Here is a 25,249-nt window from a genome sequence, read left to right as displayed (position 1 = left end):
GGTCCTATGCTTTCTCTTTCCCATCCAATCCAGGCGTTGCTGTCCCGCCTGAAATTTCGCCACTTGCGGGTCATCCAGGCACTGGGCGAACTGGAGACGGCCGCGAAAGTTGCGGAACATCTGCACGTGAGTCCCGCCGCCATTTCAAAGACCTTGGCCGAGATCGAAGAGATCGTGGGCATGCCGTTGTTCGAGAGAGGACGCCGCGGCATGCGGGCTACCGACATCGGAAAAGAAATGCTCGAAGGTTCGGCGCTTCTGGTCGGGCAGCTGGGGCGCATGGCCGAGTCGCTGCATTCCATTCGCGAGGGAACACGAGGCTCCTTCAGCATGGCCTTTCGCTCCACATTGGCCCATGCCCTCATTGCGCGGGCCATGTGTGCCTATCGCGAAGCACTTCCGGATGTCGACATCAGCGTCCTCGAAGGAGGACAGACGGAGCTGATCGAGCAACTCGACGAAGGCGTGCTTGACTTGCTCTTTGCCTACGACGATCCCCGCTTGTTGCGAAAGTCGCTGCAGAACACGCCCATCGTTGCAGCGCAGAAATTGGTCGTGGTTGCCAGCGCCACGCATCCGTTGCTCAAGCGGAAGCGAATCACGGCGCAAGTGCTCAGCGAGCAGGACTGGTGCATCCCGTCGCAGGGAACACGGATGCTTCATCACCTCCAAACAGCATTTCGAGCGCTCGATACGCCGCCGCCGGAACGCGGTGTGCGAGTCAGCGATGTATCCGTAGCGACTCAGCTCCTGCGGGCGTCGAATTTTCTCGCGGTGTACCCGGAGGGAATTGCTGTGCAGTTGGAGCTTGCAGGGGCGGCGAAGGTGCTGCCGTTCAAGCTCGGATGTCGACTCGAGGCTGTAGTGATGGTCTGGAACAGTGCACTGACGTCGCGTGCACCCGCCAAGGCTTTTCGCGAGTTGGTCTTGAAGTTGGCTTGCTGAACTTCAGGGGAGAAGGGAGACAGGCTCGCCGGCATCGCGTCTTTAGGGGGATAGGGGATGCGCGTCTCGGTGATGCTTGCGCATCAGGCATTGGCGGCTCGGCTGCACGCTGTTCTTTGCCAATAAAGTCTGAGACAAGATCACCTATGAGAAGGTCAGCGCAAGGTCTGCCTGCTGGCATCAGCAAGTCTGAGACACCGTCGCTGGATCCGCCAAGCCGCTGATGCCGGTGCGGAACGCCGCTGAGCTTTCAAGATGCGCCTCTCAACTTTCGACGCGCTGCCAGTGACTACAAACCAAATGGCAGAATGCCGCCGCCAGAACCAGACATTCCCCAAGGCGACGACATTGCAATGGACCCACGCCCGCTCATCTTCCTTGAGAAGCCGCATACCGAGAACCGTGGGCCGTTTTCGACTCGCCGCGTGGTGCTTGCAGGGCTCGGATCGGAGATGGAGTACTGGATTGACCTGGCTGTCGGTTGGCTGGAACAAGGCGTGCCATTGGACGAAGAAATCGTTGAAGCGCTCAGCCGAATCGCTGAAACTCGGCAGAAGGCGCAGCGACTTCGACACCGGAGTGCTGCGTTGGCCAAGCGCTGGCTTCGCGAGGATGGTTAGGTCGGCCCTCGGCCACAAGACGACGTTCGACTTGACCGGCCAGTTCACGCCTGGCTCCATGGCGCCAGGCGTACTTCATCCAAATTCATCATCCAGATCGAATGGCAGGTCCAAGTTGCTCCGTATTGAGTCCCAGGGCCCGCGTTTCGGACGAGCTCGTTGACGACCTTGTCCGCTTGGTCGGACATGAGAGAGACGGAAACTCCTTCTGGGTCCGTGACACACGGAAAGTTGGTGGGACCTATGAGGGGGAGCGTCGGCCGTTCGTCCTATTTTCTGAGCCCAGGGACGAGGTTGACCTGAGAGCCATGAAGGAGGCCCTTGGTTGGGCCCCACTTCAGGAGATTGGGCTGGCCGCCATGTGCAACGACGCGAAAGACCATCGAATCTTGGGTGAAATGGCACTCTGGCTTTCGGAGAAGCTATCTGGGGTCGTTGACCTGTGTGGGGAGATTCCAGAACTTGACGGTCAGGCCGCGAGAGTCGCGTATCAGGCGGCCGCCGGTCACACTGCCTACATTTCGGTCGCTGACCCCGAGGAACTTCGCGCATGGCTCGCAAGCGCGGCCTTTCGCATGGTGAAGTGAGACACTCGACCGTCTCAGGCCGGCCAGGACCGGACGTTCACCCCTCGGCCACAGTCGGCATATGCCTCTAAACCGTCAGGCCACCAAAGCCTCCGGCCGCGCGCAGCAATCAGCGGACCGGATTCGCACTGCTGCAGGCGATACCTTGAGGCTCTGAGGTTCGGACGATGCGATACCAGGCAGGCGAACTGGCGCGGTTCAAAGCGGCGCTTGCGTTCAGCCCCCGGCTTGCGGCGTCACTTCATTGAGTTCGTAGCCGCGCCGGTAGATCGACCTCAAGAGAAAGCCGCTGTCGGGCCCCAGCCCCAGCTTTCTACGGACATTGGAAACACACACATCGAGCTTTCTGGATTTCGGAGAACTGGGCAAGTCGCCCCACAGCACCGCGTAGAGCCTCTCGCGCGTCACCATGGAATTCATGTGCCGGAAGAATTCAAGTGCCAGCTCGAATTCCAACGGCTTCAGCGACAGCAACCTGGACAGCCTGTCGACCTCCACGTCGACCGGCTTGAGCACCGCAACGAGTGGCATCGGTAGCCTTTCAACGGGCCTGAGCACCACGAACAGCAACGTCGCCAGTTTGTCGACTTCGACGTCCACAGGGCTGAGCACCGCGACGAGCAGCATTGGCAGTCTGTCGACCGGCCTGAGCACCATCAACAGCAACCTTGATAGTTTGTCGACTTCCACGTCGACTGGCTTGAGCACTGCAACGAGTGGCATCGGTAGCCTGTCTACGGGCCTGAGCACGACGAACAGCAGCGTCGCCAGCCTGTCGACTTCGACTTCCACTGGATTGAGCACCGCGACAAGCAGCATTGGTAGCCTGTCGACTGGCCTGAGCACGACCAACAGCAACCTGGACAGCCTGTCGACCTCCACGTCGACCGGCTTGAGCACCGCAACGAGTGGCATCGGTAGCCTTTCAACGGGCCTGAGCACCGCGAACAGCAACGTCGCCAGTTTGTCGACTTCGACGTCCACAGGGCTGAGCACCGCGACGAGCAGCATTGGCAGTCTGTCGACCGGCCTGAGCACCACCAACAGCAACCTCGACAGCTTGTCGACCTCCACGTCGACCGGCTTGAGCACCGCAACGAGTGGCATCGGTAGCCTTTCAACAGGCCTGAGCACCACCAACAGCAACCTGGACAGCTTGTCGACTTCCACCTCGACAGGGCTGAGCACGGCGACCAGCGGTATCAACAGCCTGTCCACGGGCCTGAGCACGACCAACAGCAATGTTGCGAGCCTGTCGACTTCAACGTCCACCGGCTTGAGCACAGCGACGAGCAGCATCGGAAGTCTGTCGACTGGGTTGAGCACGACCAATAGCAACCTGGACAGCCTGTCGACCTCCACCTCGACAGGCCTGAGCACGGCGACCAGCGGCATCAACAGCCTGTCCACGGGCCTGAGCACAACGAACAGCAACGTTGCAAGTCTGTCGACCTCGACGTCCACTGGCTTGAGCACTGCGACGAGCAGCATTGGCAGCCTGTCGACGGGGCTGAGCACCACCAACAGCAACCTGGACAGCTTGTCGACTTCTACCTCGACAGGGCTGAGCACCGCAACCAGCGGCATCAACAGTCTGTCCACGGGCCTGAGCACGACCAACAGCAGCGTTGCGAGCCTGTCGACTTCGACCTCTACGGGGCTGAGCACCGCAATGAGCGGCATCGGAAGCCTCTCGACGGGGCTGAGCTCGGCGACCAGTGGCATCTCCAGCCTGTCCACGGGGTTGAGCACAACAGACAGCAATCTGGCCAGCTTGTCGACCTCGACCTCGACCGGGCTGAGTACTGCGACGAGCGGCATCGGCAGCTTGTCTACGGGCCTGAGCACGACGAACAGCAACCTGGACAGCCTGTCGACCTCCACATCGACGGGGTTGAGCACGGCAACGAGCGGCATCGGCAGCCTGTCCACGGGTCTGAGCACAACGAACACCAATCTGGCCAGCCTCTCGACCTCAACCTCGACCGGCCTGAGCACGGTGGCCAGTGGCGTCGGCAGCCTGTCTACCGGATTGAGTACCACCAATCTCAATGTCAGCAGCCTGAGCACGTCGGTCAACAACATCTACAACACGGGCACCAAGTACTTCCACGCGAACTCGACAGTCGCCGATGCAGACGCCAGCGGCCAGGAAGCCGTGGCCATCGGACCGCAGTCGGTGGCCAGCGGCGACAACTCCTTTGCCGCCGGCAACGGAGCGAAGGCCACGGCCGACGGCGCGGTGGCGATCGGCTTCGGCGCCCAGGCCACGGGAGCCAATGCCATCGCGATCGGAACGGGGGCGCTTGCTACAGGGTCGCAGGCCATCGGTGTCAACTCGCGTGCGGGCGGTGGTGGCGTGGCGCTGGGTGACAACGCCGACGCCGGCGGCACGCCGCTGAGCCAGGCGCAGAACGTGTCCAAGGGCACGGCCATCGGCTTCGGTGCGGTGGTGCAGCAAAGCGGCGGCGTGGCATTGGGCTCGGGCTCGGTGGCTTCCAGGCCTGCAGGGGTGTCCGGCTACGTACCGGGCAATGCGACGGCAGACCAGCAGGCCGCCATCGCAGCGACCACCAGCACGCAGGCCGCGGTCTCGGTGGGCGATGCCAACAGCAACCAGTTCCGCCAGATCACGGGCGTGGCGGCAGGCTCGGCCGACAGCGACGCGACCAACGTGGCGCAGTTGAAGGCAGCGTCGAATGCCTCAAAGGCCGGCAGCATCCAGTACGCGACCAATCCGGACGGCTCGGTCAACTACAACCAGGTCAACCTGGGCAACGGTGTACCGGGTGGCACGCGCATCAGCAACGTGGCACCAGGCATCCAGCCGGGCGACGCGGTCAACGTCGGGCAGCTCAACCAGGTGCAAAGCCAGGTGGGTGAGGTGGCGCGCATTGCCTACTCGGGCTCGGCGATGGCCTTCGCGATGTCTGGGACCTATCTGCCAACGCTGTACCCCGGAGAAAAGACAGTCGGTGTTGGCCTGGGCTCGTACAAGGGCTACAGCGCGGTGGCGCTGACCTTCAAGGCGCTGTCGGACGACGGCAAGATGTCCTGGGGCGCGGGCCTGTCGACCACGGGCAAGGAGTGGGGCATCAACGCCGGTATCGGCTGGAAGTGGAAGTGAGCCACCGAGCCGGCATGCGATGTGAACCGCGGATGTATTGAATGCAGAAAAGACTGAGCGTATGGTCGCGAGAAGCAATGAAGGCGGCTGATTTCACCGGCTTGATTTTTTGGACGCCATGCACGGAATGATCGCGAATGCTCTTGCGGCCCGAACGAGGCTCTGGGTGCTGGGCTTTCTGGCAGCCCTCGCGCCCGGCCTGGCGCGGGCTTCCGAAGCTGCAGTGCCCGAGTGGCCCCATGCCAGGCCGATCACCTGGATCGTCGGCTTCCCTTCAGGCGGCACAGTCGACACACAGGCGCGCATGGTGGCCCGGTTGCTGAGTCGCAAGACAGGGCAGCCTGTGATCGTCGAGAACAAGAGCGGGGCCTCGGGCGCGCTCGCGCTGCACGCGGCGGCGGCAGCACCTGCGGACGGCTATACGCTTGTGAGCGTTGCGGGGCCGGGTTTCGATGGGCGCGACGTGCCGCACCTGGGCAATGGGCTCGCGCCGGTAGCCCTGCTCGCGAAGGGCCCCATGGTGCTGGTGGCTTCCATGGCCAACAATCCTCCCGCGGATCTGCAGGCGCTCCTGGCGGACATGCGTCGCAGGCCGGGCGCATGGAGCTATGCCTCATCGGGCGTTGGAACACCCCAGCACCTGGCGGGCGAGCTGCTCAACAGGATGGCCGGAACCTCGATGCTGCACGTGCCCTACAAGGGCGGTGCTCAAGCCGTCGGGGACGTCGTCAGCGGACAGGTCCCCCTGGGAATTCTTGGCGTGATGCCGCTCCTTCCCTACATCAAGGCGAACAGGCTCAGGGTGTACGCGGTGACAAGCGCGACCCGTCTGTTTGGCACGTTGCCGCAAGTACCAACGATGCAGGAGGCCGGAGTCCCGGGCTACGAAATCTGCCAATGGCATGCACTGGCCGTGTCCGACAAGGTGCCATCGGCGCGCGTTGCGCAACTCAACAAATGGATCAACGAGATCATGGTCTCGCAGGCGATGAAGGAGCCGATGCAGATCACCGGCGCCATGCCAGGGGAGGGATCGCCTGCCGACGTTCTGTCTTTTGCGCGCGAAGAAGATCGCAAGTGGCGTGCGTTTGCACGGAGCGCCAGCATTGCCGTGGCGGATTGATCAAAGAGCCTGCGGATCCCGACTGCCTTATGGATATCTACCGCTTCGGGAATGGGGCGGCATGAGCACCCGCAGTAGATTCAATCGACGTTAACAATTTTCCGCCTCGATGGATTCGAAAAGCCTGCTGTGCTGCCTTGCGCCGACAAGGCAGCATGCGGCAACGAACAGCGCTCGAGGTCGTGACAAAGAAGGGATCTGCTTTGGCAAGGTATGAAGTGAGCGATCGATATCCGGACGCGAGACCTCGGACGATCGGATTTGCCGACATCTGGTCGGAATCGGGAAAGCGCATTGCCGTGCTCGAGGATTCAGGACCGAACAGGGACTTCGTGCTCGACGTGGTCTGTACGTTAGGGCACCGCGTTTCAGAGTTCGCGCGTACCGAGGACCTGGTGAGCGCACTGATCTCGGGGGCCAGGTTCGACAGCGTGCTGGCTTCGTTCGACGGTGACCAGAATGCGGCGCTCACGGGTGCGCGGATTTTGCGTCGCGCCGCTGGCGTGCCCATGCCCGTGTTGCTGATGATGCACCCCGAGCAAATCCGGCAAGCCGATACCTTCGTGATGGATGCGGCGATTGATTTCGTCATGGTGCCTTGCGAAGAGTGCGAGATGGTGGTGCGTGTCTCCGCCTCCATCAAGGCGGCGGAATCCCTGGTGATTTCGGAACCCCTGGTCTTCGGCCGTTACCTGTTCGACCCGCGCGGCAACACCGTGACATTCGACGACGGGCGTGTTCGGCTGAAACCCCGCGAATTCGATCTGGCGTTGTTCCTGTTCCGCAATGCCGGTGTCAAACAGTCGCGCGATGCGATCTTCGATGCTGTCTGGTCCAGGAACCGCCACGATGATGTTGGAACACGAACCATCGACGTGCACATCGCGAACATACGCAGGAAACTCCGACTCAAACCGGAGAGTGGCGAAAGGCTGTCCTCGGTGTACGGTCACGGCTATCTGCTGTCGCTGGACGACGAATGAATGATGGCCTTGCCGGCTGAGGCTCGACCTGCCGCATTCAATCGCTGTGACGCGAGCGATCCCGGTGCCGTTGGTTCTCCGCTTCCCTTTCTGCTGTCAGCATCGACAGGGTTCTGGTGGCTAGCGCCTCCTTGAGCGCCATCGTCAGGGGCGTCCACGCGACACCGCTGCGTGTCAGAAGCCGGACCGACCGGGCCATCTTGAAGTTGGGGGCGGTCAGTATGCTCAGGCCCCCGCCGCCGACGATGTTCCATAGCGAACGCGACACCAGTGTCATCAGGTCGGAGTGCAGTGTGAGCAAGAGCGCGAACTCCGATGCACGGTCGGATTGAATCGCCACTCTGGGCGGTGCGAGGTTTTCATTTTCGAAGAGCGCATTCAGTGCGCCGTTGATTGCAAAGGACGAAGAGGTCAATGACCAGCGGTACGGCTGCAGGTCGGAGAGCGCCAACGTGTTCTTGCAGGTCAGTGGGTGGTCTGACCGGACGACAAGAAGCAGGGGGTCGAGACCCAATGCGACGTCGTCGAGATCTGTTGTCGGCGCGGGGTCAAGGGTAGAGGCAATGGCCATGTCCAGCTCGCCGTTGCGAATGGCCTGGACGAGCAAGGCACAGGGCAATTCGGTTCGGCACGATATCTTCAGCCCCGGGTGCTCGGTCAGCATGACTGCAATCGCTTCGGACGTCTGGATTGCGCGAACTGCACCCGAAAACCCGATGCGTATGAACTCCGATTTTTGATCCCGCAGCTCTGCCACCAGGCGCGTGGCGTCTGCATAGCCCGCACTCATCCGCTGGGCGACCTCGAGAAAGCGGAGTCCGGCCTGGGTGAGGTGTACGCCTCGGGCGTTGCGCTCAAAGAGTTCGATGCCGAAGGCGTTTTCGACCCTTCGTATCGATTTCGTCAGCGCGGATGGCGTCAGGTTGTGGGTCTGGGCCGCATGCGCGAGGTGCCCGGCCCTTGTGACTGCCAGGAAATGGTCGATGTCCTTGAGCGTGAACGCCATGGCCGCGTGCTAGTGGCTCGCTGCCACGGCGCGAATGAAGGACGGTAAGAACCAGCTTGGCTGGCGCGGGGGAGCGCACGCCGCTGTGCTCCTCCCCTGCGGGCCTTTTTCTTGATGTCCCCTCTCGACCATGCCTTGATGTTCCGCACAAGGAATGTGCGCTCGTCTCCTCCCCTTCCGAAAATGAAGTCTAGGTCTGCGCCGTCGATGTATTCATTCCAAACCACGTGATCTCTGATAACCGTCTGCATCGGGAGCGAATTCAGGGCGGCTTGCAGCATCGACGCCGGCAGAAAATCGCCCCCGCCAAAATACATACACTGCGTGTGACCGATTGATTCTTTGATCCGAGGAGGTCTGTCGTGAGTCTTACGCTTCGCGATATCGACTACTTTCTGGCCGTTGTGTCGGCAGGCGGCCTGGCACAAGCCGCAGCGAAGGCCGTTCTCACTCAATCGACTTTGAGCAAGGCTGTGCAGCGCCTTGAGAATGATCTTGGCCTGCAACTGTTCGAGCCCAATTCCGGCCAGACACGCCTCACCACCGCTGGCCAACGCTTTCTCGGTGCAGCGCGGAATCTGAGTGCCTGTTACGGCGACGCCATTCGCGTGACCTCGGAAATGCAGCGTGCAAGAGGCGGGTTGCTGCGCATCGGCTTTGCAGACATGACGAGGGCCGAAGCGGTCGCCGATGCGCTGAGCGGCTTGTTGCGCGCACACCCGAAGCTGCGCGTGAGGATGCGCGTAGGGCAGTCCGACAGGCTCATGATTCAAGCCGTGCGAAGTGGCGAGTTGGATATAGCGGTGCTGTCAACCAATGTGGAAGATGCGAATGGATGCGACTGCACGGTGTTCGGCATCGATCGCTGTCGACCCGTCGTGCGTGCAGGTCATCCTCTCTCGTTGCTCGCCAAAGTGGAGCTTGCCGACCTGCAGGACTACGAGTGGGTTTTTGCAGCGCCCCAATCGAGCATCTGGCGTGCGCTGAATGCGGTTTTTGCTAGCCACAAGCTCAAATCCCCAAGAGTGGCGGTCCAGGCTGAGACGTACTCCAATTTCCACCTCACGCTGATCAGGGCCACGGATCTGATCACGCTGGCGCCCCTGGCATCGCTGCGGCAGGTCGATGGCGCTGATTTGCATGTGCTGGATCTGCCGGCCTTGCAGCTGCCAAGGACGGGTGTCGTCATGACGCGCGCGGGCGCTGCCAAGTCGCCGCTTCTGATCGCGTTCAAGGATGCCTTTGTAAGTGCCAGCGCCGATGACTGAGACTGAGTGGGTGACGGCAAACCGCCACAAACAACACCTGCGACGCGTGGGCGTCCACGCACCATCACACGCGAGCGGATCGCCGAGGCGGGCATCGAGATCGGCCTGCCAAACATCACCTTTGTCGGTGTCGCCGCAGCGCTCGGGGTCAGTCACATGGCGCTCTACAAGCACGTTCCGAGTCTGGAAGCGCTCAAGCGCCTGGTCGCCGAAGAAATCTTCAGCCGATGGCAGATTCCGCAGGCATGCGGCACAGGGCGCGATGAACTGAAGACGTACCTGACTGTGTTCACCGCGTCGGCACGGGAGTTCGTCAAGGCGCATCCCGGGCTCACGCCTTTCGTGATCCGCAGGTTGGCCGCGACACGGCCCATGATCGCCAAGATCGACGGGCACCAGAGCCATATCGCGAAGGCCTACGGCATCTCCAAGGCGCATGCGCGATGGTTGCTGGCGACCGTGGCATTCCACTGCATTGCCGTGGCCGACACGGTGTATTCCGTGGCAGGCCGGGAACCGCTCGAAGGCGCAGACCGCGCGGCGGAAGAGGCCGAGATGGAGACCGAGCTCGTTCAGGGCATGAATGCACTCATCGTCGGTGCGCTTGCCATGCTGGAGGAAGAGATCGACCGGGACGGCTGAACAATACAGTTCTGGTCCATAGGTCGTGAAACACCAAGTCGACGCTGTCGCCCGGTTCCAGTACGCTAGCCTGCGGTCTTCGCCTGCTCCGGCGCTTGTTGTCGATGCGCGGCGACTGCCCTAATCCGCCTCGAATGACGGCAGTGCGCTCTAACAGTCCTCTATTTGCAGTCTCGTGAGCAACCGTTTTTGCGGCGATGGCAGAGATGTCTGCAACCAGTCTGGAGCGGGCATACCTGAAGGGCGGCAATGCAGCGATCGCGGTCTGTCGGGCGTCTGCAAATTGACGTCCGCTTCTTGCTAGTGAACTGCCCTTCAACGCGGCTGCTCCGACTACCAGCGGGAAGAAAAGCTGGCCACAAGAGCCGGGGCGATTCAGTTCGCCCTGTGCTGTTAGCCTTACATGGTCGGCAGGGCCTCTGCCACGCCAACTCGGGCCATCGTGCCCAATTTTAAAAATGAACTCACTATGACCAGCCCGCTGTACAACGCCTCCGTTCCCGTCATGCAGCAGATGCTGCGCGCCCTGTCCGACGTGCTCAAGAAGGCCGAAGACCACGCGACGCAAAAAAATATCGATCCAAATGCGCTGCTGCAGGCGCGGCTGTTCCCCGACATGTTTCCGCTGGTACGTCAGGTACAGATCGCCGCAGATTTCTCCAAGGGCATTGCCTCCCGCCTGGCTGGTGCCGAGGTGCCGTCCTGGCCCGACACTGAGGTCAGCTTCGCCGACCTGCAAGCGTTGATCGCCAAAGCTTTGGCCCATATCGGCTCCTTCAAGTCTGAGCAATTTGATTCAAGCGAGAGCCGCGAGATCGTATTGCGCCCCGGCACCCCAAAGGAAAAGAAGCTGACCGCAAGCGCATATCTTCTGCACTATGGACTGCCGCAGTTTTTCTTCCACGTGACCACCACCTATGCCATCTTGCGACACAATGGTATTGAGATCGGTAAGCGCGACTACATGGGTGCCTACTAACCCGAGACAGACAGGAGTTCAGCCACTCTGGCCACTGCCGCTCGATAGCAACCAGAGCCTTCGTCGCTGCGCGATTTCAGCCAACTGTGGATGGAGGCTTTATCTACCCTGATTTGCTTGGCGTCTGGTCAAAGCTGACCAAATGTCTGCTGCGTTAGTCTGTGAATTACACAGTCGACCCGTTGCGAGCGTTCGACGTTGGTCTGCTGATGGCGGCTATGCAGCGGTTGCGGCCGGTGATGTCGGCCTCCTGAGTTCACGGTCCTGGCCACGCAGCGGTCATTCATGCGCCAGTGTCATCTCGACCCAGTGGCCGGTTTTAAGTACTGCTGACCTTGCTGGTCAGCCGGTACGTTCACGACGCCTGCATGTCTGCTGACCTCGGCCAATTCGGCGTGAACTTGCTTGCGGCTTAAAGAACCCGCAGCACCTCAAACTGCTGTCGGATTGGAGCGACCTGTATCGACACCTCATCACCCTCGCATTTGCCCAGCATTGCCCTACCCAAAGGGGCTTCGCTGCTGATGACCTGAACAAGCTGAGTGCCGCTGACCAACTTCATGCTGCCCCCATCCGGGCCGAGAAAGAGTTGTTGCTGCTTGTCGTCGGAATCGACCAGGCAGACCAGCGAGCCGAGCTGTATGCCTTTGATGGCGTCGTAGGGACGCGGGCGGAATCGGCGCCAATTGGCCATCGCCTGGCGTATGGCTTCGGCGCGCCGAGCTTGGCCGGTGGCCAGGTAGGCGGCTTCGAGTCCCAATGTGTCGTATTTGTTTTCGGCGATGTTTTCTTCGTGAGTCGCCGTTTCATGGGCTGCCCGCACTGCCTGTTCGGCTTGCAGCAGGTCTTCGGCGAGCCGTTCCAGCACCTGCTGTTGCAGCAAGAATTTATCCATAACGAAAGGTCGGCATCTCGAACAAGCGGGGGGCAGGTTTTGATTATGAAAGGCTCCAGAAGCCTTCGACGCTTCTGTTGGCTGCAGGTTAACTTCAGCTATGGGCGACGGATTCAACCGGTCGGCTGCCACGAGTTCTGCAAAAAAACTAGAACGTTGCGAACTCCCACGCATGTTCTTTGCCATGCTGCATCACGAACATTTTCAGCCGATCCAAGTCGGCAAGCTGATCTGAATTGAGGCGGGCATGCTGGCCACCGAGGACGTGATCCAACGCTTCAGGCGCGACTCGAACGACCACCAAGTCATCCCGCAGTACAGCAGGTTCGCCCTGGTTCCATTTCACCGACTTGCCACATAGAACTGCAAAGTCCAGCGAATTCATCACTTCCATGTTGACCACTGTCAGGTCGTGTAGTGCGTCAGGGCCATCTTCTTCCAGCGGCCGCAGGCGTTCGGGGTTCTCTTCGTAGATGAACGTGATGCCGATCAAGATTTGTGTGTCCTCACTGGTTGTGCGAGTTGGTATTTTTCTTGGGCGGTGTGACGAGAGGCCGCTTGTGGCCGCGTGCCGACGCTGCCCGATAGCCGCAGCGGGGAATGGCTGCCGCATAACTGGATATCGGCCGCCTATTGTTTGCCATCATGGGAAGGTCAAGTCCAAACCGAGCATCCGGCAAAGGCCGAAGGTGATGAGCGAGAGGCCCAGGAGCGATAGCACGAAGACTGCGGCCACCTTGCCGCCCGCGCGTAGCACCGCGCTCTGCTTCTCCTTCTTCCCTCGCTCATAGTGCCACTTGATGGCGAAGAACATGCCCGTGCCGAACACGAGAACCTTGAACGTAACGAAGACTATAGGGACCCAATCCATCATTTTGATTATTTCCAGGCTATTACTTGACACTATCTATTGTGAGGAGCGCTGGTCTGCAACCAGTCTAGACCGGTCGTAACGGGTGGACGCATGACTGACCGATGATGGCCAGCTTGCAACGGATGCCCCACGCCGCCAACGTTCACGCCGGCTGATGGGCTTGTTTCAGACATTAATGGCAAAGAACAGCTCCTTGCGCACGAGGCGAACTCACTCGACCGTCACACTCTTCGCGAGGTTGCGCGGCTTGTCCACATCGGTCCCGCGCGCACACGCCGTGTGATACGCCAGCAACTGCAGCGGCACCACGTGCAGGATCGGCGACAGCGCGCCGTAGTGCTCGGGCATGCGGATCACGTGCAGGCCTTCGCTGCTCTTGATCTTCGTGTCGCCGTCGGCCAGTACGTACAGCACACCGCCACGCGCGCGCACTTCCTGCAGGTTGCTCTTGAGCTTTTCGAGCAGCGCGTCGTTGGGCGCGACAGCCACCACAGGCATCTCACTCGTGACCAGCGCGAGCGGGCCGTGCTTGAGTTCGCCGGCCGCATAGGCCTCGGCGTGGATGTAGGTCACTTCCTTGAGCTTGAGCGCGCCTTCGAGCGCGATCGGGTAATGCAACCCACGGCCCAGGAACAGCGCGTTGTCCTTGCGCGCGAAGTCTTCGGCCCAGCCGATGATTTGCGGCTCCAGCGCCAGCACCGACTGCAGTGCGACGGGCAGGTGGCGCATTTCCTTCAGGTAGCGCGCTTCGTCGGCATCGCTCAGACGGCCCTTGGCCTGTGCAATGGCAAGCGTGAGCAGGAACAGCCCGGCCAGTTGCGTGGTGAAGGCCTTGGTCGATGCCACGCCGATCTCGACGCCGGCGCGCGTGATGTACGCCAGCTTGCATTCACGCACCATCGCGCTGGTGGCGACGTTGCAGATGGTCAGCGTCTGTTCCATGCCGAGCGAGCGCGCGTGCTTCAGCGCGGCCAGCGTGTCGGCGGTTTCGCCCGACTGGCTGATGGTGACCACCAGCGTCTTCGGGTCGGGCACGGAGTCGCGGTAGCGGTATTCGCTCGCGATCTCTACTTGCGTGGAAATCTTCGCGATGCCTTCGAGCCAGTACTTGGCCGTACAGCCGCTGTAGTAGCTGGTGCCGCAGGCCAGGATGAGTATCTTGTCGATGTCCTGGAACACGCGGTGCGCGCTCGCGCCTGTCGCGCCGTCTTGCCCCACGCCGTCGAACAGCTCGGGCACGATGCCTTCCACGCCTTCGAGCGTGTCACCGATGGCGCGCGGCTGCTCGAAGATTTCCTTCTGCATGTAGTGGCGATAGGGGCCGAGTTCGGCCGCGCCGCTGTGGGCGTGCACGGTGCGCACCTGGCGGGTGACTGGCTTGTGGTTCTTGTCGACGATCCAGTACTTGCCGGGTTGCAGGTCGACCACGTCGCCTTCTTCCAGATAGATGATCTGGTCGGTCACGCCGGCGAGCGCCATCGCGTCGCTGGCGAGGAAGTTCTCGGCGCCGTCCTTGCCCGCGCCGAGGATCAGCGGCGAGCCGGCGCGCGCACCGACCACGCGCTGCGGCTCGTCGCGGCAGATCACGGCAATGGCGTAGGCGCCGTGCAGTTGCAGCACGGCGGCCTTCACGGCCTCGAACAGGTCGCCGTCGTAGAGGCTGTCGACGAGGTGGGCGATGACCTCGGTGTCGGTCTGGCTCTCGAACACGTAGCCCTTGGCTTCGAGCGCGGCGCGCAGCGTTTCGTGGTTTTCGATGATGCCGTTGTGCACGAGCGCGATGCGGCCGGGGCGCGTGCCCTGTGCATCGGTGCCGGGGCCGTGGCTGAAGTGCGGATGGGCGTTGTGCACGACCGGCGCGCCATGCGTGGCCCAGCGCGTGTGGGCGATGCCGGTCAGGCCTTCGACTTTGTCGTCGCGCACTTGGGTCACCAAGTCCGCCACGCGGGAGGTGGTGCGCGCGCGCGTCAGGCCGCCCGCATGCACAGCCACGCCGCACGAGTCATAGCCGCGGTATTCGAGCCGCTGGAGGCCCTGGACCAGGACCGGAACGATGTTGCGATGGGACGCTGCCCCGACGATGCCGCACATGGTGATCTGCCTTTGAATGAAGAAGGTCTCGATGGTAGGAATGCATTGAAGAAATATGTATTCAAAATTTCCATGAATCTGGACTTTTATTCCTTGGGATTTGCTATTTGGATTTTTATTCCATAATTTCATTGAATATGGAATCATTTTCCCTCGATGCAATAGACCTTCGCTTGCTGGATGCGCTCCAGCGCAATGCCTCGCAGACCAACCAGCGCCTGGCCACAGAGGTGGGCATTTCTCCACCCACCTGCCTGCGCCGGGTGCAGCGCTTGCGCGAAGAAGGCCTGATCGAGCGCCAGGTCGCACTGCTCTCGCCCGACCGGCTTGCCACGGTACTGGGTCACGGCTTGCAGGCGGTGATCGAAATCTCGCTGGACCGGCAGGACGCGGCCTCGCTCGACGCCTTCGAGGCGCGCGTGATTTCCGACGACGCGGTGCAGCAGTGCTGGCGTGTGTCGCCGGGGCCAGACTTCGTGTTGGTGGTGGCGGCGCGCGACATGCCGGACTACGCCGCTTTGACGCAACGTCTGTTCACGGCCGATGCCAATGTGCGCAACGTCAAGGCCTTCTTCAGCCTCAAGCGCGCGAAGTTCGAGCCTCGAGTGCCACTGGGTTGAGGCCTTGCTCCTCTGTTCGAGGGCGTTGTTCAGGGCGTCGCTCACGCCGACACGGTGCTCTTTTTCGCGAATGTCCCCCGCTTCGCTCCTCCTTTATTTCGCGAAAAAGAGCACCGTATCGACGTGAGCGTTGGACAGAGCGGTGGTTGATCGCAGGATCAATCAGAGCGTGCCCAGGTGCGAATGACGCCGGGTGCTCCCCGCAGCGAAATAAAGGAGGAGCGAAGCGGGGGACATTCGCGGAGGGGAGCTCCCGGCGTCATTCGCACAAGCCCTGAATGAACCCGAACCCGCCCCGAACAGCAACGCCCCTCTCAGGCCTTGGGCTTCTTCTGCGGACGCTTCCAATTGGGAAAGCTCACCGGCTTGCTGCGCGCCACAGTCAGCGCCCCAGGCTCGGTCGACTTGTTGATCGTCGAGCCACCACCGATGGTGCCGCCCGCGCCCAAAGTGATCGGCGCCACCAGCACACAGTTGCTGCCCACGTGCACATCCGCCTCGATCACCGTGCGGTGCTTGTTGGCGCCGTCGTAGTTGGCCGTGATGCTGCCCGCGCCGTAGTTCACGCGCTCGCCCACGGTGGCGTCGCCCAGATAGGCCAGGTGGTTGGCCTTCGCGCCGGCCGCAAGCGTCGAATTCTTGACCTCGACGAAGTTGCCGATGTGCACCTCGGCACCGAGTTGTGCACCGGGCCGCAGCCGCGCGAAGGGGCCGATCAAAGCCCGCTCGCCCACCGTCACGCCCGCCTTCTCACCCTCGATGTGTGTGAACGGATGAATCACCGCACCAGCCTCGATGCGCGCATTGGCAATCACGCAGTTGGCGCCGATGCGTACGCCCTCGCCCAGCGACACCGCGCCTTCAAACACGCAATTGACGTCGATCTCCACATCGGCCCCGCAGGCCAGCGTGCCGCGCAGATCGAAACGCGCCGGGTCGGCCAGTCGCACACCCTGCTCCATCAGCGCATTCGCCTGCCGCAATTGCCATGCGCGTTCGAGCGCCGCGAGCTGGGCCGGGCTGTTGATGCCCGCCACCTGCAGCGCATCGGTCGTGATGTGCGCGACCACGGGCACGCCATCGGCCGAGGCCAGCTTGACCACATCGGTCAGGTAGTACTCGCCCTGCACATTGTGGTTGTCCAGCCGTGCGAGCCAGCCCTTGAGCAGCCGCGCGGGGACGGCCATCACGCCGCTGTAGATTTCGCGCACGGCGCGCTGTTCTTCGGTGGCGTCCTTGTGCTCGACGATGGCGGTCACCTCGCCCTGCCCTGCCGAGCGGATCACGCGGCCATAGCCGGTCGGATCGTCGAATTCGATGGTCAGCAGCGCGAGGCGCTGGCCGGCACTGGCGGCGATCAGGGCGCGCAGGGTGTCTTCGCCGATCAGCGGCACGTCGCCGGACAGCACGACCACTGTGCCGTCGTCAGGCAGAAGCGGCGCGGCTTGTTGCACCGCGTGGCCGGTGCCGAGTTGCGGCTCTTGCCGCGCGAAGCGGAGCGTCGAACCTTCGATGCCGGCGGCCATGGCGGCCTCGACCTCGGCCGCGCCGTGGCCTGTCACCATCACCACATGGCGTGCGCCGATGCGCGCGGCGGTGGCGGCCACATGCGCCAGCAAGGCGCGGCCGCCCAATCGATGCAACACTTTGGGCAGTTTGCTTTTCATGCGCGTGCCCTTGCCGGCCGCCATGATGACGACATCGACCGGCCCCAGGTTGTCTTGTTGCGGAGTCTGATTCATGCGTTTTTCTTCCCGAATGCGTTGCGCGGAACTAGCGCGGATTATCGGCGTGCTGCTGCTGGCCGCTTCCCTCGGGGCCTGCAGCGCAATCAAGCTGGCCTACAACAACCTGCCCGAGCTGAGCTACTGGTGGCTCGACGGGTATCTCGACTTCGATGGCGCGCAGACGCCCAAGGTGCGCGACGAGCTGGCACAACTGCTGGCATGGCATCGCCAGAACGAGCTGCCCCGCGTCTCCGCGCTGCTGCAGGAAGCACAGGCGCTGGCGCCCGGCGAGGTGACGCCGGCCCAAGCCTGCGCCATGGCCGACCAGATCCGCGAACGCTTGCTGGCCGTGACCGAACGCGCCGAGCCGGCCGGCACCGAGCTCGCGCTGAGCCTGACCGACGCCCAGTTGCAGCAACTGGAGCGCAAGTACGCGAAGAACAACGCCACCTACCGCAAGGACTGGCTGGACCGCACCCCGGCGCAGGTGCAGGAAAAGCGCTATGACCAGTTCCTCGATCGCGCGGAAGACTTCTATGGCCGGCTGACAACGGAGCAGCGCGATCTGCTGAAGCAGCAGGTCGCTCAGTCGGTGTTCAACCCGCAACTGGCGGACGCCGAGCGTCGCAAGCGCCAGCAGGAGGCACTGGTGCTGCTGCGCGGCTTCAGCGCCAACAAGCCGTCGCCGGCCGAGGCGCGCGCCGCGCTCCATGCGTACATCCAGCGCATCGCCGATCCGCCGCCCGGTCCCTGGCGTGACCAGCAGCAGGCGCTGCTTCAGGAGGGCTGCCGCAACACGGCCGTGATGCACAACGGCACCAGTACCAGCCAGCGCGAACAGGCGGTGCGGCGGCTGCAGGCCTACCAGAACGACCTGCGCCAGTTGATGGCCGCGCGCTGACGCCGGGCCTCAGATCAGATCAATGGCGTCGGGCGCAGGGGGCGCTCGAAGTAGTCGCCCAGGGTTTCGAGCGCATGCGGCTCCAGGATGCGCAGCCAGCCCGCATCGAGCTTGTAGAGCCCCAGGCGCTGCAGCCGGCGCAGCGTCTTGTTGGTGTGCACCAGCGAAAGCCCCAGCGCGTCGGCGATGTGCTGCTGGTTGAACGGAAACTCCACCCAGCCGTCGCGCACCATGCCCACGCGGTCGGCGCGCCGGTACAGGTGCATCAGCAACATGGCCACGCGCTCGCCGGCATTGCGCCGGCCGGTGGTGACGAGGTTGTCGTCCACCATCTTTTCTTCGCGGGCGGCCAGCCAGGTGATGTCGTAGCCGAGCTTGGGCTGGGCATGGAACAGCGGCCAGAGCCGGTCGCGCGCAAAGGCGCACAGCGTGGCGTCGGTCACCGCCTCGACACCGTGCGTCTGGCCTTCGGCGAATTCGTCCTGCAGGCCGATGAAGTCGCCGGGCAGCAGGAAACTCAGGATCTGCCGCCGGCCGTCGCTCAGGGTCTTGTAGCGAAAGGCCCATCCCGCATAGAGCGTGAAGAGCTGCGTGCTCGGCCGATGCTCGTCGACAATGGAACCACCCGCTTCGACACGCCGGACACCGGCACGAAACGACTGGATGGTCTTGAGTTCTTCATCGGACGCCGGAAGAAAAGCGTCGAGCTGGCGCAATGCGCAGCCTTCACAGGGATTGGTGCCCTGCGGGGGAGAGGCAGCGACGGGGTAGTCCTCGAATTTCACGCGCCACTATAGGCTTTTCGCCTGTGTCTTTTGACATTTCGCCGAGGCCCGCGGCTGCCTAGACTTCGCACCGTTTCTCCCCTCTCCAAGACGCATGACAGAAGAATCCCCGCTTTACGAAGTCCTTTACTGCAGCACGCTCGCGCAAGACCTGCCCCCGACCACCGTGGGCACCATTGCCAGCCGGGCGCGCATCCGCAATGCCGAACAGGGCATCACGGGGCTGCTGGTCTTCGACGGCATGCGTTTCTGCCAGCACCTGGAAGGCCCCCGCGGCGCCATCGATGCGCTGATGCAACGCATCGAACAAGACCCCCGGCATGTCGGCGTGCGCGTGGTCTACGAAGCCCCGCTGGCAAGCCGCCGCTACACCGGCTTCGGCATGGGCCTGGCCGAGAGCGAGGGGCCCGACCTGATGGCCGGCGTGCATGCGCTGGACGGGGAAATCGCCCTTGGGCATTTCCTGGCCCTGATCCCCAGCTTCGACATCAACGGCTGAAAAAGCGAAAAAGCGGCCGAAGCCGCTTTTTTTGCCGTGGGAGGGATCAGGCGATCAGACCTGGTCCCAGGCGTAGGTCGCGCCGTAGCCGTCCCACGCTTCCATCACGATGCGCTGGCCTGCGGCCACCGTCAGCGATTCGCCCGGTGCGAGCACCAGGTCTTCGCTGGGGTTCTTCAGCGTTGCATCGGGCGTGACCCACACCCGGCCTTGCTTGACCCGCAGTACGCTGTTCGTGCGCGCCTTCAGGCTCATCGCCTCGCCGGGCGCGATCTGCCATGCACCGCGACGCACGGCCGGCGGAATGGCAACGGCGTTACGGGCGGGAACGGGCAGGGAAGCGAGCGATGGGGTGGTGCAGACGGCGGTGGACATGATGAGGACTCCTGGGCTTGACCGAAGCGCATGACAAACAGAAGGCAATGGCGCGGTTCGGGAATGAATGATCGTTTCTATGGCGTTGGCAGTCCAATGAAAAGGAGGTAGCCTACTGATGCGCGTTCAGCATCAATCGATCTGAATGCCGAACCGCCGCCTTTTGGTCATGTCCATGCAACATTCACAAACCCATCTGCGCTCCCGCCCGATCTCGGCGGGCCACCTGCGCGCTTTCGAGGCCGTGGCCCGGCACCTGAACTTCCGCGCCGCAGCGGAAGAAATGGCGCTGACCCAGTCGGCCGTGAGCCGCCAGATCCAGTCGCTGGAAGAAGAAGTGGGCGTGGGCCTGTTCCTGCGCCACACGCGGGCCGTGGAACTGACGAGCGCGGGGGCGCAGTTGCTGCTCGCAGTGCAGCAGTCGCTGCCGCGCATCGACAACGCGGTGCGCCAGATCCGCCAGAGCGCGGGGCGCAAGAGCGTGTCGCTGACCACTTTTGCCTCTTTCGCGTCGATGTGGCTGATTCCGCGGCTGGAGGCCTTCCAGCGCGACAACCCCGAAATCGACATCCGCATCGACGCGAGCGACGTGGCCGTCGACCTCGAAGTCGCCGATGTGGACATCGCCCTGCGCTACGGCCCGCCCGAGGTCATGCCGGCCAGCGCCGTGCGCCTGTTCGGCGAAACGCTGACGCCGGTGGCCAGCCCCTGGCTTCTGAAGAGCAACCCGCCCATCAAGACGCCCGCCGACATCACCCGCTTCACGCTGATCGAGGCCGGCGACGCCCATCGCACCCACCTGGAATGGCTGACTTGGCGCCGCTGGTTCGAGGTGAACGGACTGGAGCGCGCGCAGCCCAAGCGCTGGCTCTACTTCAATTACGCCTACCAGATGGTGCAGGCAGCCCTTACCGGGCAGGGCGTGACGCTGGCGCGCAGTTCGCTGATTGCCGAAAGCCTGGCCAACGGCGACCTGGTCGAGGTGCTGCCGCAGCACCGCATGGATTCGCCGATGGCCTACTGGCTCATTGCCGGGCCGCGCAATGCGCTGCGGCCCGAGATCAAGGCTTTCTGGGACTGGCTGCAGGCCCAGGCCATCACCACGCGCGCAACCATCGGCGAAGTGCCCGATCCGGACACTGTCGACAACATCGACTGAGGCAGGTCAGCTCGTGGGCCAGACCACGCCGTTGTCGTTGAGGATGGCGTCCAGGGGCAGGTCGTGCGCTTCGGGCTCGAAATCGTCGAGGAAGCCGTTGGTGAAGCCCAGCCCCACCGTGACCGGCCGGGGCTCCAGCGCCGCCAGCGTGCGGTCGTAGAAGCCGCCGCCGTAGCCCAACCGGTAACCGCCCGCGCTGTAGCCCACGCAGGGCACGAACAGCAGGGTCGGCACGATCAGCTCGGTGTCCTTGGGCTTGGGAATGCCGTAGGCGTCTTCTTCCATCTGGCAGCCCGGATACCAGGCATGGAAAGTCAGGGTCTTGTGAACTTTGTTGATCACCGGCAGTCCGATGCGACGGCGCTGCGGTTCGTCGATGAGCTCGCCGTCTTCCTTCCAGCGATGCAGGGCGGGCAACGGATCGAACTCGCCCTTGATCGGCCAGTAGGCGCCGATCACGGTGTCGGGCCGGTTGACCAGCCAGATCCGCATCACACGCTGCAGCAGGTCGGCGCGTGTCAGCCGGTCCGGCATGGCCAGGCGTTGTTCGATCAATGCCTTGCGCAACTGATCCTTCAGAAAACTCGCCGTCGCCGAAGTGTCGGCACCCTTTGACTTGTCCATAATCCTCCGATGCAGTTCCCAAGCATTTTGGCATCCACGCGCCGTCGCCCGCGCAGCGCAACACCCGCTTTGGTTTTTTCCGCTGTCCTGGCCCTCGCGGCGTTGCTTTCACAGCAACCCGCCGCCGCGCAGAACAACACCAACGACGACGTGCTGGTCCAGATGAAACAGGCCTTCCAGCGCGGCGACAAGGCCCGCCTGACGGCCCTGCTGCCGCAAGCGCGCGGCCATGCCCTCGAACCTTGGGCCGCCTACTGGGAACTCAAGGCACGCCTGCAGGAAGCCGACCCGAGCGAGGTACAGAATTTCTTCGCGCGCTACCCCGGCACCTACCAGGAAGACCGCCTGCGCAACGACTGGCTGCTGCTGCTCGGCCAACGCCGCGACTGGGACGGCTTCTCCGCCTCGATCGCGGGCTTTCGCATGGGCGACGACGCACAGGTGCGCTGCTACGCCACCCTGGTCGACACGCTGCGCTCCGGCACCGCCACCCAGGCGCAAGCCGACGAGGTGCGCCGCAACTGGTTCGCCCAGAAAGATTCCGACGACGGCTGCCTGACTGCCGCCGACCGCATGGTCGCGGCCCGCCTGCTGTCGCCCAACGACGCCTGGAAAAAGGCACGCCTGGCCATCGAGAACAATCGCCCGCAAGCCGCGCGTGGCGCCGTGACCATCGCCGCGCCCGACGCGCTGCCGCTGTTCGAGGAACTCAATGCCAGCTCGGCCAAGTTCCTGGCCGGCCGCGCCTTCGTGGCCGTCAAGTCGCGCAAGGAGCTGGTGGTGCTGGCGCTCATCAAGGTCGCCATTGCCGACCCCGAACTGGCCGCCTCGCAGCTCGACAGCAAGTGGGGCCCGATGCTCTCCGCCGAAGAGCGCAACTGGATCTGGGGCACCATCGGCCGCCAGGCTGCCACCAAGCTCTGGCCACAGGCGGGCACCTATTTCGCCAACGTCACGAAGAACAGCGACCTGTCGGACGACATGCTCGGCTGGCGCGTGCGCGCCGCGCTGCGTGCCGGCCAATGGAAAGAGGTGGCGCCCGCCATCAATGCCATGAGCGAGGCCTCCCAGCAAGACCCCACCTGGGTCTATTGGAAGGCCCGCGCGCTGGCCAGTGCCGGCGGCGACGAACGCCGCGCCCAGGCCCGCGACCTCTACCAGGGCATTGCCGGCTCGCGCGGCTTCTACGAAATGCTGGCACTCGAAGAGCTGGGCCAGCGCACGGTCGCGCCCACGCGCCCGGCGCCGCTCACACCTGAAGAAAAGGCCGCCGCGCGCAGCAACCCCGCGCTCAATCGCGGCCTCTACGCCATCGCGATCGGCCTGCGTTCCGAAGGCACGCGCGAGTGGAACTACGCCACCAACCTGCACGACAAGGGCGGCATGGACGACCGCGCGCTGCTGGCCGCCGCCGACTTCGCCTGCCAGCGCGAGGTGTGGGACCGCTGCATCAACACCAGCGAGCGCACCAAGGGCGTGGTCGACGTCGAGCAGCGCTTTCCGATGCCCTTCCACGACACCGTGCTGCGCAAGGCACAGGACATCGGCCTGGACCCGGCCTATGTCTACGGCCTGATCCGTCAGGAAAGCCGCTTCATCATGGACGCACGTTCCGGCGTCGGCGCCTCGGGCCTGATGCAGGTCATGCCTGCCACCGCACGCTGGACCGCCCGCAAGATCGGCCTGACCGACTTCACGCCCGGCCAGATCAACGACCGCGAAACCAACATCACCATCGGCACCAACTACCTGAAGCTGGCGCTCGACGACTTCGACGGCTCCATGGCGCTGGCTGCCGCGGCCTACAACGCCGGCCCCGGCCGTCCGCGCAACTGGCGCAACGGCCCGGTGATCGAAGCCGCCATCTGGGCCGAGAACGTGCCCTTCGCCGAAACCCGCGACTACGTGAAGAAGGTGCTGGCCAACACCACCAACTACGCCGCCATCATCAGCGGCCGGCCGCAGTCGCTGAAGGAGCGCCTGGGCCGCGTGGGCCCGCGCGACGCTGCGGAGCCCGAACCCAGCAAGGACCTGCCCTGAGTTCTGCTGCTGAAATGAGCTGGCGCGACGAAGTGCTCAACACCATCGCGTCCGAGTTCTCGGACGTGACCGACGTCGCGCAGCTCACGCGCATCGTGCTGCGCCTGACGCTGGCAGCCGTCCTGGGCTTCGTGCTCGGCTTCGAGCGCGAACAGCAGGGCAAGGCGGCCGGCGTGCGCACGCACATGCTGGTGGCCATCGGCTCGGCGATGTTCGTGCTGATTCCGCAGCAGACCGGCATCGTGCCTGCCGACATGAGCCGCGTGATCCAGGGGCTGGTGGCGGGCGTGGGCTTTCTGTGCGCCGGCACCATCCTCAAGCAGGGCAAGGACGAATCCCATGTGCAGGGCCTAACCACCGCGGCCGGGCTCTGGATGACGGCCGCGATCGGCATGGCCTGCGGGCTCGGGCGTGAAGCCACCGCCGTGCTGAGCGCACTGCTGGCGCTGGTGGTGCTGTCGCTGGTGCCGCGCCTCGTGAACGGGGTCGAACGCGTGGTCGGCCCGTCGCGCAGCAATGGCAAGAGCGAGGCGCAACGCGTGATCGCCTCGACGGACGACACGCCCCGCGCCTGACGGTGGCTGCCCGCAAGACGGCGGGCATCAATTCGCGCCGCGTTGGGCATCAATGGCAGCGCGCGGCCGGGCTAGCATCGACGGTTTGAATTCGCAACGAACCGGAGGCCCCTGATGCGCAAGCTCTATATCGGCAACAAGAATTACTCGTCGTGGTCCATGCGCCCCTGGGTGCTCATGAAGCAGGCCGGCATCGTCTTCGAGGAGGTGATGGTGCGCTTCGACTCCTTCGAGGCGGCATCCAAATTCAAGAGCACCATCGGCCCGATCAACCCAGTGGCCAAGGTGCCTGTGCTGGTGGACGGCGACCTGGTGGTCTGGGACACGCTCGCCATTGCCGAGTACCTGGCCGAGACCTTCCCCGACAAGCAGCTGTGGCCCACGAAGGCAGCCGATCGCGCCCGCGCACGCAGCGTCTGCGCCGAGATGCATTCGGGCTTCGGCGGCCTGCGCGGCAATTGCGGCATGAACATCGAGGCTTCGCTGCCCGAGGTCGGCGCGAAGCTGCTGCGCGAGCAGCCCGAAGTGGGCCGCGACCTGGAACGCATCGTGCAGATGTGGAGCGGCCTGCTCGATGCGCACGGCGGCCCGATGCTGTTCGGCGAGTTCGGCATTGCCGATGCCTACTTCGCGCCCATCGGCACGCGCATCAAGACTTACGGATTGCCGGTGCCGGCCGCCATCATGGCCTACATCGAGCGTGTGCAGGCGCTGCCGGGCGTCAAGGCCTGGATCGACGAAGCACTGGCGGAGAAAGACTTCCTGCAGTTCGAAGAGCCTTACCGACAGTCGCGCTAAGCGCGA

26 protein-coding genes and 1 pseudogene are annotated in these 25,249 nt (G+C 63.4%); 17 read left to right on the top strand and 10 right to left on the bottom strand.

The annotated features are described in order from the left end of the window. Nucleotides 1–6: 6 nt before the first annotated feature. The 3 genes from H7F35_RS17375 to H7F35_RS35145 all read left to right on the top strand — a co-directional run bounded on the left by H7F35_RS17375 (nucleotide 7) and on the right by H7F35_RS35145 (nucleotide 2,152). Nucleotides 7–945: a LysR family transcriptional regulator gene (locus tag H7F35_RS17375; RefSeq protein WP_187114042.1), complete on the top strand. Its 939-nt coding sequence runs from the start codon at nucleotides 7–9 to the stop codon at nucleotides 943–945. Nucleotides 946–1,298: 353 nt separating this feature from the next. After that, entirely contained in the window at nucleotides 1,299–1,565 is a 267-nt protein-coding gene (locus H7F35_RS17370; protein WP_187114041.1) for a hypothetical protein, read from the top strand. Between the two features lie 101 nt (nucleotides 1,566–1,666). Further along, nucleotides 1,667–2,152, top strand: a complete 486-nt coding sequence (locus tag H7F35_RS35145; protein ID WP_410010783.1) for a DUF6368 family protein — start codon at nucleotides 1,667–1,669, stop codon at nucleotides 2,150–2,152. 216 nt (nucleotides 2,153–2,368) lie between these two features. On the opposite strand, the gene H7F35_RS35140 is transcribed toward H7F35_RS35145, so the two are convergent. Then, nucleotides 2,369–2,563: a helix-turn-helix domain-containing protein gene (locus H7F35_RS35140; RefSeq protein WP_261803692.1), complete on the bottom strand. Its 195-nt coding sequence runs from the start codon at nucleotides 2,561–2,563 to the stop codon at nucleotides 2,369–2,371. Nucleotides 2,564–2,660: 97 nt separating this feature from the next. Between H7F35_RS35140 and H7F35_RS35135 the strand changes: the two are divergent. The 4 genes and pseudogenes from H7F35_RS35135 to H7F35_RS17350 all read left to right on the top strand — a co-directional run. After that, nucleotides 2,661–4,889: pseudogene (locus tag H7F35_RS35135) on the top strand (YadA family autotransporter adhesin); the annotation flags it as partial. 72 nt (nucleotides 4,890–4,961) lie between these two features. Next, nucleotides 4,962–5,279, top strand: coding sequence for a YadA-like family protein (locus tag H7F35_RS35130; protein ID WP_410010793.1), 318 nt, complete (start codon nucleotides 4,962–4,964; stop codon nucleotides 5,277–5,279). A 118-nt stretch (nucleotides 5,280–5,397) separates the two neighbouring features. Continuing rightward, nucleotides 5,398–6,402 carry a Bug family tripartite tricarboxylate transporter substrate binding protein gene (locus H7F35_RS17355; protein WP_187114038.1) on the top strand — a complete coding sequence of 335 codons (1,005 nt, stop codon included), beginning with the start codon at nucleotides 5,398–5,400 and terminating at the stop codon, nucleotides 6,400–6,402. 155 nt (nucleotides 6,403–6,557) lie between these two features. After that, nucleotides 6,558–7,385: a winged-helix domain-containing protein gene (locus H7F35_RS17350; RefSeq protein ID WP_187114037.1), complete on the top strand. Its 828-nt coding sequence runs from the start codon at nucleotides 6,558–6,560 to the stop codon at nucleotides 7,383–7,385. A 37-nt stretch (nucleotides 7,386–7,422) separates the two neighbouring features. Here H7F35_RS17350 and H7F35_RS17345 read toward each other — a convergent pair whose 3' ends face one another. Continuing rightward, nucleotides 7,423–8,391 carry a LysR family transcriptional regulator gene (locus H7F35_RS17345; RefSeq protein ID WP_187114036.1) on the bottom strand — a complete coding sequence of 323 codons (969 nt, stop codon included), beginning with the start codon at nucleotides 8,389–8,391 and terminating at the stop codon, nucleotides 7,423–7,425. 362 nt (nucleotides 8,392–8,753) lie between these two features. Here H7F35_RS17345 and H7F35_RS17340 point away from each other — a divergent pair, with 362 nt between their 5' ends. From H7F35_RS17340 to H7F35_RS17330, 3 genes are all read left to right on the top strand, one after another. Beyond that, nucleotides 8,754–9,659 carry a LysR family transcriptional regulator gene (locus tag H7F35_RS17340; RefSeq protein ID WP_187114035.1) on the top strand — a complete coding sequence of 302 codons (906 nt, stop codon included), beginning with the start codon at nucleotides 8,754–8,756 and terminating at the stop codon, nucleotides 9,657–9,659. A 6-nt stretch (nucleotides 9,660–9,665) separates the two neighbouring features. Then, complete coding sequence (locus H7F35_RS17335) at nucleotides 9,666–10,301, top strand: TetR/AcrR family transcriptional regulator (protein ID WP_187114034.1); 636 nt, start codon at nucleotides 9,666–9,668, stop codon at nucleotides 10,299–10,301. 469 nt (nucleotides 10,302–10,770) lie between these two features. Next, nucleotides 10,771–11,280, top strand: a complete 510-nt coding sequence (locus tag H7F35_RS17330) for a DUF1993 family protein (protein ID WP_187114033.1) — start codon at nucleotides 10,771–10,773, stop codon at nucleotides 11,278–11,280. A 412-nt stretch (nucleotides 11,281–11,692) separates the two neighbouring features. On the opposite strand, the gene H7F35_RS17325 is transcribed toward H7F35_RS17330, so the two are convergent. From H7F35_RS17325 to glmS, 4 genes are all read right to left on the bottom strand, one after another. Next, entirely contained in the window at nucleotides 11,693–12,175 is a 483-nt protein-coding gene (locus H7F35_RS17325) for a GreA/GreB family elongation factor (protein WP_187114313.1), read from the bottom strand. Nucleotides 12,176–12,323: 148 nt separating this feature from the next. After that, entirely contained in the window at nucleotides 12,324–12,668 is a 345-nt protein-coding gene (locus H7F35_RS17320) for a hypothetical protein (protein ID WP_187114032.1), read from the bottom strand. A gap of 150 nt (nucleotides 12,669–12,818) precedes the next feature. Then, entirely contained in the window at nucleotides 12,819–13,049 is a 231-nt protein-coding gene (locus H7F35_RS17315; RefSeq protein ID WP_187114031.1) for a hypothetical protein, read from the bottom strand. Nucleotides 13,050–13,259: 210 nt separating this feature from the next. Then, entirely contained in the window at nucleotides 13,260–15,140 is a 1,881-nt protein-coding gene (gene glmS / locus H7F35_RS17310) for a glutamine--fructose-6-phosphate transaminase (isomerizing) (RefSeq protein ID WP_187114030.1), read from the bottom strand. 137 nt (nucleotides 15,141–15,277) lie between these two features. Between glmS and H7F35_RS17305 the strand changes: the two genes are divergently transcribed. Continuing rightward, nucleotides 15,278–15,760 carry an Lrp/AsnC family transcriptional regulator gene (locus H7F35_RS17305; RefSeq protein ID WP_187114029.1) on the top strand — a complete coding sequence of 161 codons (483 nt, stop codon included), beginning with the start codon at nucleotides 15,278–15,280 and terminating at the stop codon, nucleotides 15,758–15,760. A 314-nt stretch (nucleotides 15,761–16,074) separates the two neighbouring features. Here H7F35_RS17305 and glmU read toward each other — a convergent pair whose 3' ends face one another. Continuing rightward, complete coding sequence (glmU, locus tag H7F35_RS17300) at nucleotides 16,075–17,502, bottom strand: bifunctional UDP-N-acetylglucosamine diphosphorylase/glucosamine-1-phosphate N-acetyltransferase GlmU (RefSeq protein ID WP_187114028.1); 1,428 nt, start codon at nucleotides 17,500–17,502, stop codon at nucleotides 16,075–16,077. Nucleotides 17,503–17,551: 49 nt separating this feature from the next. Here glmU and H7F35_RS17295 point away from each other — a divergent pair, with 49 nt between their 5' ends. Further along, a complete protein-coding gene (locus H7F35_RS17295) occupies nucleotides 17,552–18,388 on the top strand; it encodes a DUF6279 family lipoprotein (protein WP_261803663.1) in 837 nt (278 codons plus the stop codon). Nucleotides 18,389–18,402: 14 nt separating this feature from the next. On the opposite strand, the gene H7F35_RS17290 is transcribed toward H7F35_RS17295, so the two are convergent. After that, nucleotides 18,403–19,173, bottom strand: a complete 771-nt coding sequence (locus H7F35_RS17290; protein ID WP_261803662.1) for a Crp/Fnr family transcriptional regulator — start codon at nucleotides 19,171–19,173, stop codon at nucleotides 18,403–18,405. Nucleotides 19,174–19,267: 94 nt separating this feature from the next. Here H7F35_RS17290 and H7F35_RS17285 point away from each other — a divergent pair, with 94 nt between their 5' ends. Next, nucleotides 19,268–19,672 (top strand): BLUF domain-containing protein, encoded by a 405-nt coding sequence (locus H7F35_RS17285; RefSeq protein WP_187114027.1) that lies wholly within the window; start codon nucleotides 19,268–19,270, stop codon nucleotides 19,670–19,672. Between the two features lie 54 nt (nucleotides 19,673–19,726). On the opposite strand, the gene H7F35_RS17280 is transcribed toward H7F35_RS17285, so the two are convergent. Then, nucleotides 19,727–20,047: a DUF2917 domain-containing protein gene (locus H7F35_RS17280; RefSeq protein WP_187114026.1), complete on the bottom strand. Its 321-nt coding sequence runs from the start codon at nucleotides 20,045–20,047 to the stop codon at nucleotides 19,727–19,729. Between the two features lie 175 nt (nucleotides 20,048–20,222). Here H7F35_RS17280 and H7F35_RS17275 point away from each other — a divergent pair, with 175 nt between their 5' ends. Next, nucleotides 20,223–21,206, top strand: coding sequence for a LysR substrate-binding domain-containing protein (locus H7F35_RS17275; RefSeq protein WP_187114025.1), 984 nt, complete (start codon nucleotides 20,223–20,225; stop codon nucleotides 21,204–21,206). A 6-nt stretch (nucleotides 21,207–21,212) separates the two neighbouring features. On the opposite strand, the gene H7F35_RS17270 is transcribed toward H7F35_RS17275, so the two are convergent. Next, a complete protein-coding gene (locus tag H7F35_RS17270; protein ID WP_187114024.1) occupies nucleotides 21,213–21,830 on the bottom strand; it encodes a 5-formyltetrahydrofolate cyclo-ligase in 618 nt (205 codons plus the stop codon). A gap of 9 nt (nucleotides 21,831–21,839) precedes the next feature. Here H7F35_RS17270 and H7F35_RS17265 point away from each other — a divergent pair, with 9 nt between their 5' ends. The 3 genes from H7F35_RS17265 to H7F35_RS17255 all read left to right on the top strand — a co-directional run bounded on the left by H7F35_RS17265 (nucleotide 21,840) and on the right by H7F35_RS17255 (nucleotide 25,243). Continuing rightward, the gene (locus H7F35_RS17265) at nucleotides 21,840–23,870 is read left to right on the top strand and encodes a lytic transglycosylase domain-containing protein (protein ID WP_187114023.1); all 2,031 of its coding nucleotides are present in this window, start codon (nucleotides 21,840–21,842) and stop codon (nucleotides 23,868–23,870) included. Nucleotides 23,871–23,884: 14 nt separating this feature from the next. After that, the gene (locus H7F35_RS17260) at nucleotides 23,885–24,445 is read left to right on the top strand and encodes an MgtC/SapB family protein (protein WP_187114022.1); all 561 of its coding nucleotides are present in this window, start codon (nucleotides 23,885–23,887) and stop codon (nucleotides 24,443–24,445) included. Nucleotides 24,446–24,559: 114 nt separating this feature from the next. Continuing rightward, the gene (locus H7F35_RS17255) at nucleotides 24,560–25,243 is read left to right on the top strand and encodes a glutathione S-transferase family protein (protein WP_187114021.1); all 684 of its coding nucleotides are present in this window, start codon (nucleotides 24,560–24,562) and stop codon (nucleotides 25,241–25,243) included. The last annotated feature ends 6 nt before the right edge of the window (nucleotides 25,244–25,249 follow it).

Origin of the sequence: Variovorax sp. PAMC26660 (assembly GCF_014302995.1) — a bacterium.
Taxonomy (GTDB): domain Bacteria; phylum Pseudomonadota; class Gammaproteobacteria; order Burkholderiales; family Burkholderiaceae_C; genus Variovorax.
This window is presented reverse-complemented; position numbering and strand designations above follow the sequence as displayed.